Here is a 10,797-nt window from a genome sequence, read left to right as displayed (position 1 = left end):
CCCGCGGAGCGGGTCCATGGCGCTGCGCGCCATGCAAGCGAACACCCCCGCTTCGCGGGGGTGTTGCGCTCACGCTCCGCGTGAGCGCTGGCGGGTGGTGAAGCCACCCGCGCAATCCCTCGGCTTCGCCGAGGGATTGACGCTTCGTCCGCTCCGCTCCCGAAGCTGACTGGACTCTGTCCAGTCAGCCAGGGCTTGCGCTTCGCTTCAGCCCTGTTGGGCGAGTCCGCTGCGCTCCCCTGCCCAACCGCCCTTCCGGCTTCGCCTTCAGGGCTTCAAGGCCCGCTGACGCGGGCCGGCTGGCTATTAGGGGTGGGGTCGCTCGTTCGTGGCGAGTTCCAGTGTAGTGCATGCATCATAGAGATACATGCATGTAGCCTTGGCGAAAACAAGGCACACCCTCCAAAGCCTGGAATGCTCCCTCATTTTCGAGAGGAACGGCCGCAGATGGACGGTCACAGTGAATCTACCGCGAAAGCATCCGCGCTGAGCAGCGATTCTGTACGCAGGGTGACGCAGTACCAGGCGGCGGGCACCAACGCCCGGTTGAAGCGGTTCGCGCTCCTGGAGGCGGGCGTGCCTGCGGCGGAGGCGGATGACCTGGTGGCCGCGTTGGAGGCCGGGGCGGTGGCTGGGGCGCAGTGCGAGGTGGTTGAGCTGGACTGCATGGCGCCGGCCTCTTCGGGCCCGGGGTTCGCGGACGGCTGGGATGAGGGCGTGATGGCCGTGAGCGAGGCCCTGGTGGGCATCGAGGATCGGGATTGGTCGCGGCGTGATGGCCGGTCGGCCGGGGCTGCTGAGCTGGCCGTACATCTCGCGGACGTGCGGCAGCGCGAACGGGCCGACCTGGTGCGGCGGGAGATGTTCGTCCGGGAGGCCGTGCTGCTGCGCACGCACCCGCACATCACCGGGCGACGCCGGGTGCTGAGGCGCTGGGCGAGGCCGGCGGTCTGTGCACGGTACGGACGGTGGAGATGTCCAGCGGGGACGTCATCCTCTGCACGCGCGAGGCCGGGCACTACGACCCGGACGACCTGCCGGGGTTCAAGCGTGGGAAGTCGGACGGGACGCCCGGCGGCTGGCACAAGGCGGATACGTCGATCTGGAGTGACGCCGGTGTGGCCTGCACTCCTCACACGGCCGTCTGAAGAACCACGGGACTTAGGCATCGGGGAGGAACGGAAATGTCAGCGATTCCGCTCAAGGAACACCAGGTAGACCAGAAGTCGAGTTTCCGGAAGTGGGTGGGGTTTCCTGCAAGATCTTTTGTGCCTCCGGAGGGGGCGCGTGCCACGGGGGTGTCCGCGACCGGGTCGGGGAAGACGATCACGGCCGCTGCGAGCGCGCTGGAGTGCTTCCCCGGAGGTCGGATTCTGGTGATGGTGCCCACGCTGGACTTGATCGTGCAGAGCGCGCAGTCCTGGCGTCGGGTGGGGCACCGGGCGCCGATGGTCGCGGTGTGCTCGGTGGACAACGACCCGGTGCTGAACGAGCTCGGGGTGCGCACCACCACCAACCCGATCCAGCTCGCCCTGTGGGCCGGGACGGGGCCGGTCGTCGTGTTCGCTACGTACGCCTCCCTGGTGGACCGTGAGGACCCCACCGACGTCACCGGGCAGCGGAAGGTGCGCGGGCCGCTGGAGGCCGCTCTGGCGGGCGGGGAGCGCCTCTACGGGCAGCGGATGGCAGGGTTCGACCTGGCCGTCCTGGACGAGGGGCACATGACGGCCGGGGACATCGGCCGGCCCTGGGCGGCGATCCACGACAACAGCCGGATCCCCGTCGACTTCCGCTTCTACCTCACCGCGACCCCGCGGATCCTGGCCGCACCGCGGCCCCAGCGGGGCCGGGACGGTCAGGAGCTGGTGGTCGCCTCGATGGAGGCCGACTCGGCGACCTACGGGCCCAGGATTTTCGACCTCGGGCTGGCGGAGGCGGTGGAACGTTCGATTTTGGCAGGGTTCGAGATTGACGTGCTGGAGATCCGCGACCCGGACCCCGTCCTGGGGCTGTCCGAGGATGCGCTGCGCGGCCGGCGCCTGGCGCTGCTGCAGGCCGCGCTGCTGGAGCACGCCGCGGCCAGGAACCTGCACACCGTCATGACGTTCCACCAGCGGGTGGAAGAGGCCAGGGCGTTCGCCGAGCAGATGCCAGCCACCGCTGGCGAGCTGTACGCCGCCGAGGCGTCCGAGGCGGCCCTGGCCCGTGCGGAGGAGTTGCCGGCCTCCTCGATCGACGCCGAGCTGTACGAGCTGGAGGACGCCCGCCACGTCCCGCCGGACCGGGTGTGGGCCGACTGGCTGTGCGGCGACCACCCCGTCGCCCACCGGCGCGAGGTGATCGGACAGTTCGCCAACGGCATCAACGCCGCCGGCAAGCGGGTGCACCGCGCGTTCCTCGCCTCCGTGCGGGCTCTGGGGGTCGGGGTCGACATCACCGGCCTGCGCGGCGTGGAAGCGGTCTGCGTCGTCGGCTCCCGCACCTCCCAGGTCGACATCGTCCAGAACATCGGCCGGGCACTGCGTCCGAATCCGGACGGTAGCGTGAAGACCGCGCGGATCATCATCCCGATCTTCCTTCAGCCCGGCGAAGACCCCAAGGACATGGTGGCCTCCGCCAGTTACCAGCCGCTGGTCGACATCCTCCAGGCGTTGCGGTCGCACTCGGAGCGCATGGTCGACCAGCTCGCCTCCCGCGCCCTGACCCGTGGTGAGGAACGTCGGCGTCTCCATGTCCGGCCGGCTCCCCGCGGTGCGGGGACAGAGGGTGGGGAGGTGGAGGAGGCCGAGAGCGAGGTGCAGCGGGAGGTGGATCGTGTCGACGCGGTGGTGGTGAACTTCGCCCGGCCCCGCGACGCCGCCGACGTCGCCGCGCTGACCCGATGCCGCGTCATCCGGCCCGAGTCGCTGGTCTGGCTGGAGGGCTACCAGGCCCTACGCCGCTGGCGCGAGGAGAACGAGATCACCGGTCTGCACGCAGTGGGCTACGACGTTGAGGCCGCGGCCGGGTCCACCGACGCGTTTCCGCTGGGGCGCTGGGTGCACCAGCAGCGGCGGGCGCTACGGGCCGGCGAACTCGACGCCCACCGCAAGGAACTGCTCGACGAAGCCGGGATGGTGTGGGAGCCGGGCGAGGAGGCGTGGGAGGCCAAGCTCGCCGCGCTGCGGTCGTACCGGCGCGCCACCGGGCACCTCGCGCCCCGGCAGGACGCGGTGTGGGGCGAAGGCGAGGCGATGGTGCCCATCGGGCAGCACATGGCCAACCTCCGCCGCAAAGGCGGCCTCGGCAAGGACCCGGAGCGGGCCACCGTGCGGGCGGGGCAGCTGGAGGCCATCGACCCGGACTGGAACTGCCCCTGGCCACTCGACTGGCAACGCCACTACCGCGTCCTCGCCGACCTCGCAGCCGACGAACCCAGCGGCGTGCTGCCGGACATCCCACCCGGTGTGCTCTTCGACGGCGACGACCTCGGGCGGTGGCTGGCACGGCAACGGGAGGCGAGCACCTGGGCGCAGCTGTCCACCGAGCAGCAGGAACGGCTTGCCGGGCTGGGCGTGCAGCCCGCCCAGGCTCCGGCTCCAGCCCCGGAGGGAGAGCGCGCGGCCAAGGGGCAGGGTAAGGCGCAGCAAGCCTTCCAACGCGGACTCACCGCCCTCGCACAATGGATCGAGCGAGAAGGTGCAGACAAGCCAGTGCCTCGCGGTCACAGCGAAGAGATCAGCGTTGACGGCGAGGGCGGCAGTGAGGCGGAGCCGGCGGTCGTGAAGCTGGGCGTATGGATCTCCAACACCAAATCCAGGCGGGACAAACTCACCCCCGAGCAGCGGGTCGCCCTCACCGAACTGGGGGTGGAGTGGGCGTAGGTGTGGTGCTGGTCTACCGGGTACCGGTAGACCAGCCTCTACGCTGGCCGGTCAGCCCGTGGGGTGTGATCCAGACGCCGCTGAGGCACCATGCCGGGCGTGTGGCTTTGTGCGTGAGAACGGGAGTCGTTTGTCGACGGGTTCGGGAGTCGGTTCATCGCTCGCGCCCGTGATCAATGTCGATGAGCTTGGGAGTCACCGCCGCCTGGGCTTGAGCGGGGTGGGACGGGGAGCGTCAGATCGGGGCCTGCGCGGCTTATTGGCTCTTCTCGGTGATCATGCTGATCAGGCCCTGAGCCGTGTTGTGCTCGGCGTCGATCCCCGGAACCGTTCCACCTTCGAAAGTGGTGACCGCGGCGCTGCGGGGGAACATGGCCTGCTCGTACTCGGTGAGCGCGGCCTCGATATCGTCGGGGTGGGCGGCGAGGGCCTTGCCGAGTTCGGCGCCGTCGTACATGGCCAGGTTGGCGCCGTCGCCGTTCGGGGGCGCGAGGTGGGCGGCGTCGCCGAGCAGGGTGACCCCCGGCGCCCGGTCCCACCGGTGCCCGGTCGGCAGAGCGTACTGGGGGCGCAGGACCGGCGCTGTGTCGCCGTCGGTGATGAGCGCGGTGAGTTCCGGTGCCCAGCCGTCGAACTCGCGCGCGATCCGGGCGGTGGCCGCGGCGGCGTCGGTGAAGTCGATGGCGGCGAACCAGTCCTGCGGCCTGGTCAGCGCCACGTAGGTGTGCAGGGTGTCGCCGTTCTCCCGGTGGGCGAAGATCTCCTTGCCCGGCGAGGGCGCGATCAGCAACCCGTCACCGACCGCTTTCGCGGCGGCTGGGTGGCGGGTGTCGGCGTGGAACAGGTATGTCTCGACGACCGATGTGCCGGCGTACTCGGGTGTGGCGGTGGTGAGCAGTGGCCGTATCCGTGACCAGGCGCCGTCCGCGCCGACCAGCAGGCTGGTGACGACGGTGGCGCCGCCGTCGAACGTCACCTCGTGGCGGCCCCCGCCGAGGGCGCGGGTGCTGCCGGCCTTGTGCCCCCATCGGACGGTGCCGGCCGGGAGTGAGTCGAGCAAGATCTGTCGTAAGTCGCCGCGCTGCACCTCGGGGCGTCCGCCCATGCCGTCGTCGACCTTGTGGAGCAGGACGGTCCCGTCCGGGTCGAGGACCCGCGTCGCCTGTCGGCCCTCCAGGACGATGGCGTGGAACTCGTCCATCAGGCCGGCCGCCTTGAGGGCGAGCTGTCCGCTGTAGTTGTGGATGTCGAGCATCCCGCCTTGCGTGCGCGCCGTCGGGGAGGGCTCCGCCTCGTAGACCGTGACCGGGATTCCGTGGAGGTGCAGGACGCGGGCAAGAGTGAGTCCGCCGAGTCCGGCGCCGATGATCGTGACGGGCATGTGCATGGTGGCTCCTGGGGGTCGGGGCCGCCCAGTGAGCGGGGCGGCCGTCTCTGGAACGGTGCCGGACCTCGCCGACAGGCCACCGACATCGAACCGGCAGTCGCCGATGGATGACCGACACCGCGCATCGGTCCCGACACGTACCCGGAAGGGGGTTCCACTCGGCATTCGGGTCGATCGTGCTCATGCTCTCGTTCTCGCATCGCTCCCGAGGACGAAGCCCGGTTTGCACGGAGGTACAACGGACGGCCCGACGGGCGCGGTGGCCGGCCGACATGATCCGGGATGTGTGAGCGAGGGGTGCTCCCGTGCTCGCGTACATCGGCTATTCGCGCGAGCGTGCGACTCTCCATCTCGTGTCGAAACGACGTCGCAACTCGCGTACATAGCCGGGGCGTGGATATAGACGTTGCAACGGCCCTGGTGGGCTTCGGCGGTGCGCTCGTAGGTGCGGGCGCGTGCATGGGGTCGACGTGGCTGGCCTTGAAGCGGCAGGCAACGAGGCCAGAAGAATCCGCTGGTCGAGCTGGGGCGGTCCGCCTGGGATACGGCTCTGTCGGAATTGCTCAAGCTCCACGATCCCTTGAAGCGACCACGCTCTCGCCGGGCATGCCTCAGGAACAGCTGTGGGAGGAGCATCCACACGCCATCTGCGGGTTGCTGAACTCGCTCTTCTGCGGATTCCCGGTGACGAGGTCTACGAGCGCGTCATGCCCGGTCTTCGGCTGGCTCGGGAGTACCGGCTGGCCGGGCTCAGGGAGTTCCACTACATCCGGCAGATGTGTTGGATGGTCGAGGACAGGGTGATGGTGAGTGCCCTGTCCGCGTATGTCAGGGAAGCAGAACTTCCTCCATCACAGGCTCATGTCGCCGAGGCCGCGACCACGGTGGCCCGTCACAGGGAAGCAGAGCGCCGACGATACGAAGCCTATCTGCGAGAAGGCTTCGAAGATCGAGACCCGGACTTCGCGCCGGATGATGCTCCGCTGTAGTGCTGGAGCTCTGAGGTCGACAGGAGCCGGTGTCCACCGAGGATTCCGCTCCGCTGCGTGGCGCCCGAGCGCCCGGTGCCCGCCCAGACAATCGACGTCGGCCAAGTCCCACTACCCGCCGGGCTGGGGTAGAAGCAGTTCGTGCGTTGCGGGCCATTACCGGGTGAGACGATTAGCAGTTGAGCGTGTGTGCGAACACGGGATGTCACATCGAAGCCGGTAGCCACCCCTGCCTCCGTCGATGCGCGGTTCATCGACCCCCTGGGTGTCGGCCAGCGAATGCCGTGGGTGGACGCAGTGCGCGGCGTCCACCTGGAGGACTGTGGTCCGGTGCGTTCGTTTAGCGGGGCGCGTGGCCGAGGCATTTCAACGGCCTCGGCGCTGATCGGCGGGTCCGCGAGCTCGGGGATCCGGCCGAGGTCCTCCCAGTGGTCTTCACGCGCTCTGGAACGGTGCCTGTCGACTCCGCTCGACGCCCGCTGGATGAGCGGGTGACCGTGACAGCCGCCTGCGCCGCCGGACGGCAGCAGACATGAACGGCGCGATGTTGGAGCCCGGAACGCGGGTGCGCTTCGCTCAGCGGACCTGGACGGTCGTCATGCTGGAAGGGCCTCACGCCCGGCTGATCGATGCGGACGACTCCGTGGCCACGGTACTCGTGAACTACCTCTTCGCCGCTCCCGACTTCGAAGTGGTAGGCGCGCTCGCCGTGATGTCGCGCCATTCGGGCTTCTTGAGAGGCTGCTGGAGCAGGTGCGCGGGCTTGCGTATGCCTGGGAGCGGCATGTGTGTGAAGTGGAGGCCGGGCTCCCCGTTCCCGGGCAGGCGCAGGCGCAGGCGCCTCGGGCCGAGTTCGATCCGGCTCGGCGCAGCATGGCAGAGCGGGAGGCAGGCACGGCTCCGAACTGACGGCGGCTGGGCAGCCGGCGAGTGCAGTGACGGTGCGGCGGATGCGGGTCCGCTACCGGGAGCAGGGCCTGTGGGGTCTGGTGGATGGCCGGGCTGCCCGTCGGTGCTCGCCGGTGGGGGTGCTGACGAGCGGGTGGTCGCCGCGATCGTGCAGGCGTGGAGGCGCAGCGGGAGCGGTCGACCGGGACGTTGAGCCGGTTGCGGCGGATGGTCGGCTGGATTCTGGAGGACGCTCACGGCGTGGGGGTGGTGGAGGTGCCTTGGGTGACGACGTTCAAGCGGTTGGTACATGTGCTCGCGGACGGTCAGGGGCTGTGGGGGACGGCAGCGCAGCGGCGCCGGCGTTCTCGCGGCCGGCTCCTTCGTTCACGCCGACGGTGGCGCTGCGACCCGGTGAGATGGTGATGCTGGACAGATGGTGATGCTGGACAGCACTGCGCTGGACGTGATGGTGGTCCTGGCCGAGGGGGTTACGGGTTCTGTCGAGGTGACGATCGCGCTTGATGTGGCCACGCGCAGTATCTGCGCGGCCGTCCTGCGGCCGGTGGGCACGGGGTCGGTGGGCACGCGGCCGGTGGGCACGCGGCCGGTGGGCACGCGGTCGGTGGGCACGCGGTCGGTGGGCACGCGGTCGGTGGATGCGGCGGTTTGCGCATCAAGGGCCTGCGCGTCGCCCCGGCGTCTACGAACTCACCTGGGCACAAAACGGCCGCGCGACATGGCAGTACGGCCAAGAGAAGACGCGCGGCAGCCGCCACATCGTCTGGCGCCGGATCGGCACCCACGCGATCCTCACCGGCCCCTGACCGAGTCGATCTTGCTGGTCACGGGGGCGCAGCGATGAGGTGTCCTTGTCCGGATCACGCCAACCGGCCGCTTCGAGCTCGCAGTGCTTCCCGCCGGAAGGAACGCCTCCGCTGTCTCCGAGGTACCGGACTCCGGGAACCGTAAGATTTTCCGGCTAGTCGTTGCACGATCCGGGCCCGGCACACGCTTTGGGGCAGAGGAACAACAAGGTTCCTCTGAGGCGTTGGGGGTGCGCCTCTCTCACCACCGGAGGGATTCCCGAGTCCGTGAAGCTTCGTGTCGTTGGCGACCTGTGACGGCCGCAGTGGCCGCCCGTGTCTTCGGTAGAGACGCTCTGGCCGTACTGCGCCGTGCCGCAGCTGTCGGCGTACTGATGGGCCTGTCAGAACTGCGGATCCGCCGGCCGGGCCCGGGCGGTGAGCGGTGACCCGCTCCCGCCGCCTCAAAGCGCTCCCGATGACTGAGCTGCCTGCTGATTTCCGGGCCTTCCACGAGCTGTTCCGGGGGCTACATCCACTGGTCCGAGCTCTACCTCGCCAACCTCGCCGACGCCGAAGAAGCCGTGGACGAGGCCTTCGAGCGGCCCTACCTCAAGTGGACGGACGTGCTGGAACAGGAGAACCCAACGCATATGCGTGGGTGGTGGTCAAGTACCGCACCATCGACCACGCCCGTGCGCGAGGCCGCCGCCCACCGTGGTGGACGAGGCGGCCTTCGAGACCGCCGCCTTGCGCAACGCGGTCGACCCGATCGGTGAGTTGTCGGAGAGCCTGCACATCTACACGGTGATCCAGGCCCTGCCGAGCGGTAACACGATGTGATCGTCCTGCAGTACTGCCTGGGATACGGCATCAAGGAGACCGCCAACATCCTCGGCGTCACCCCAGCGGGAGTCCGGTCCACAACCCGCTACGCCCGGCACCGGCTGCAGCGCGCCCTGGGCCTGGAAAAGGAGGAACTATGAGCACACCGAGCGAACTCGACCGCACACTGGCCAAAGCTCGGCTGACCAGGCGCCCTACAACGGAACACCGGCGGCCGAGGCCGGCTGACCGCACGCATCAACGAACGCATTGGCAGGGCGCGCTCTCCTTCGACGGCCAGATGGAGCCCGCCCGCACGGCCGTGGCTCGCGCCGCGGAGCGCGACGGACTGCCCCTCCGGGCCCTCACCCGGCACCTCAACACGCTGTGCGAGACCGTCGTCGCGCGAGATCTGCACAAGCTCAGCACCTTCCTGTCCCGCCGCATCCTCGAGCCTGAAGCAGCCCGAGTCCTGGGATGCGTATTACGGCTGGCCCAGCGCTTCGAGAGCGCCCAGTTCTGGTGGCAGTTCGCCGCCGGCGGCGGAGACCTCGCGGCCGCCTGCTGCCGGTACCTGCACCTCATGGTCTCGGCGAGCGCCATGAAGCCGAACTCTGGCGCGACCAGGCCGGACTCGAAGTCACGACCCTGCCACCCCGGAATTCGGCCACTGCAGCGGCCTGGTGGCTGCCCTGCGGATCCTGGACGTTCTGCGCAAGGAGAACGCCGGCGTCTCCGCGGCCGCCAACGCCGGCTTCGCCACCCGTATCGAAGAGCTCACATCCAGCGCCTGACCAAGCACTCACTTCTCGTGGCGTCGGCGCCTGCGCGCGGAGCGCCACGGCCGGCCACCGGGGTACTGCCGTGAACGGCGTCGGACCGGCGGCTTCGCCAACGGGTACAGCGCCGCTCGCAGCCGGATCGCATCGGCGAGCTGCTCCAGGCGCTCCAGGCGCTCCAGGCGCTCCAGGCGCTCCAGGTGCTCCGGCGAGAGGTGCGGCGGGATCGGGTCAACCATGCGGGCCTCCGTACTCAGTGCTGGTCGCTGCACCCTCGCCCTTCTCCGCCAGCTCTGGGACGTGCGCGCTGGCCGCGTCCCGACAGGTGCTCCGGGGACCTCGTCCGGCGGCCCGCGAGACGGAACGCGCCGGCGGTCCGGCGTACCGGGACTATGCGCGCTGACGTCCACGGACGTCCTGGCTTTGTTCACGGGTCATGGGATCAGGCACAAATTCCGTGAGGCCGATCAACGGGATTGGGTCTCGGTGACGTAGCGTCATCGGGGATCGTGGTCCGGTGTGATGAGCTCGTCGGTGATCTGTTTCCGCACCTCAGCGAGTTGCTGGTGGAGCGCGTGTTCTTCAAGCGCGGAGCGGTTCAGGTGGTGACGAGAACCCGGGAGGCCGAGGTGGCCTGCCGAGGTGTATGGCTGTGTCCAACCGGGCGGTCCCAGATCGGCGGGCCGGCGGCCGGACCGGTGTCCGGAAAAGGATTCGATGTCCCTGCAAGTTCACGTAATGTGTGCATCGCCCGAAAGCGAACAAGTGTCGCAGTCGTCGTAACCGTGACTGCGCAGGGGGAAGGAAGAACTCCATGAAGGCATCCCGCATCCGGCGCGGTGTCGCCGGTGCCGCCACCGTCGTCGCCCTGGCCGGGGCCGGCGTCCTGGCCACCGCACCGATGGCCGCGGCCAAAGCCAACCTGATCGCGATCGACAAGGTCTCGCTGGACGGGCCGGGCCTGCGGGTGAACGTCACGTACTCCTGCGACCCCGGCATGAACCACCAGCTGGTCGCCAACGCCGAGGAGATCACCTCGTCCAAGCTCAAGGGTTACGGCGCGGGCACCATCAAGGTCGGCAAGCTCGTCTGCGACTACGCCGACCACACCGCACAGGTCCAGCTCAAACCGGCCGCCACCCTGGGCTTCGAGAAGGGCGACAAGGTGAAGGTCACCGTCTTCTACTTCGACGACGACGGCTTCCGCTACGCCGACACGACGGCCACCGCCACCGTCTGACGCGGCACCGTCCGCCGCGA

At 69.3% G+C, this 10,797-nt stretch carries 9 protein-coding genes; 6 read left to right on the top strand and 3 right to left on the bottom strand.

The genetic code is table 11. The annotated features are described in order from the left end of the window. Positions 1-455 precede the first annotated feature (455 nt). Entirely contained in the window at positions 456-668 is a 213-nt protein-coding gene (locus ACF088_RS09915; RefSeq protein WP_392374945.1) for a hypothetical protein, read from the bottom strand. Between the two features lie 300 nt (positions 669-968). Here ACF088_RS09915 and ACF088_RS09910 point away from each other — a divergent pair, with 300 nt between their 5' ends. Continuing rightward, a complete protein-coding gene (locus tag ACF088_RS09910; protein ID WP_392374943.1) occupies positions 969-1,148 on the top strand; it encodes a hypothetical protein in 180 nt (59 codons plus the stop codon). 36 nt (positions 1,149-1,184) lie between these two features. Then, the gene (locus tag ACF088_RS09905; protein WP_392374941.1) at positions 1,185-3,863 is read left to right on the top strand and encodes a Helicase associated domain protein; all 2,679 of its coding nucleotides are present in this window, start codon (positions 1,185-1,187) and stop codon (positions 3,861-3,863) included. A gap of 256 nt (positions 3,864-4,119) precedes the next feature. Here the strand turns inward: ACF088_RS09905 and ACF088_RS09900 are convergent, their stop codons facing one another. Next, entirely contained in the window at positions 4,120-5,250 is a 1,131-nt protein-coding gene (locus tag ACF088_RS09900) for an FAD-dependent oxidoreductase (protein WP_392374939.1), read from the bottom strand. Between the two features lie 623 nt (positions 5,251-5,873). Here ACF088_RS09900 and ACF088_RS09895 point away from each other — a divergent pair. From ACF088_RS09895 to ACF088_RS09885, 3 genes are all read left to right on the top strand, one after another. Continuing rightward, positions 5,874-6,239, top strand: coding sequence for a hypothetical protein (locus ACF088_RS09895; RefSeq protein ID WP_392374937.1), 366 nt, complete (start codon positions 5,874-5,876; stop codon positions 6,237-6,239). 2,411 nt (positions 6,240-8,650) lie between these two features. Further along, positions 8,651-8,776, top strand: coding sequence for a hypothetical protein (locus ACF088_RS09890; RefSeq protein ID WP_392374936.1), 126 nt, complete (start codon positions 8,651-8,653; stop codon positions 8,774-8,776). After that, positions 8,773-8,919 carry a hypothetical protein gene (locus ACF088_RS09885; RefSeq protein ID WP_392374934.1) on the top strand — a complete coding sequence of 49 codons (147 nt, stop codon included), beginning with the start codon at positions 8,773-8,775 and terminating at the stop codon, positions 8,917-8,919. The genes ACF088_RS09890 and ACF088_RS09885 overlap by 4 nt, the downstream gene beginning before the upstream one ends. Positions 8,920-9,560: 641 nt before the next feature. On the opposite strand, the gene ACF088_RS09880 is transcribed toward ACF088_RS09885, so the two are convergent. Then, entirely contained in the window at positions 9,561-9,776 is a 216-nt protein-coding gene (locus ACF088_RS09880; protein ID WP_392374932.1) for a hypothetical protein, read from the bottom strand. A gap of 575 nt (positions 9,777-10,351) precedes the next feature. On the opposite strand from ACF088_RS09880, the gene ACF088_RS09875 reads away from it, so the two are divergent. After that, positions 10,352-10,777, top strand: coding sequence for a hypothetical protein (locus ACF088_RS09875; protein ID WP_392374930.1), 426 nt, complete (start codon positions 10,352-10,354; stop codon positions 10,775-10,777). Positions 10,778-10,797: the final 20 nt, after the last annotated feature.

Origin of the sequence: Streptomyces sp. NPDC015125 (genome assembly GCF_043080045.1) — a bacterium.
GTDB lineage: Bacteria > Actinomycetota > Actinomycetes > Streptomycetales > Streptomycetaceae > Streptomyces.
The sequence above is the reverse complement of the archived record's forward strand: the minus strand, read 5'-3'. Positions and strand labels throughout refer to the sequence as shown.

Bases quoted from the DNA above. Each gene is read 5' to 3' on its own strand.
- ACF088_RS09880 (WP_392374932.1), bottom strand. From the start codon at position 9,776: ATGGTTGACCCGATCCCGCCGCACCTCTCGCCGGAGCACCTGGAGCGC.
- ACF088_RS09915 (WP_392374945.1), bottom strand. From the start codon at position 668: ATGCAGTCCAGCTCAACCACCTCGCACTGCGCCCCAGCCACCGCCCCG.
- ACF088_RS09905 (WP_392374941.1), top strand. From the start codon at position 1,185: ATGTCAGCGATTCCGCTCAAGGAACACCAGGTAGACCAGAAGTCGAGT.
- ACF088_RS09900 (WP_392374939.1), bottom strand. From the start codon at position 5,250: ATGCACATGCCCGTCACGATCATCGGCGCCGGACTCGGCGGACTCACT.
- ACF088_RS09875 (WP_392374930.1), top strand. From the start codon at position 10,352: ATGAAGGCATCCCGCATCCGGCGCGGTGTCGCCGGTGCCGCCACCGTC.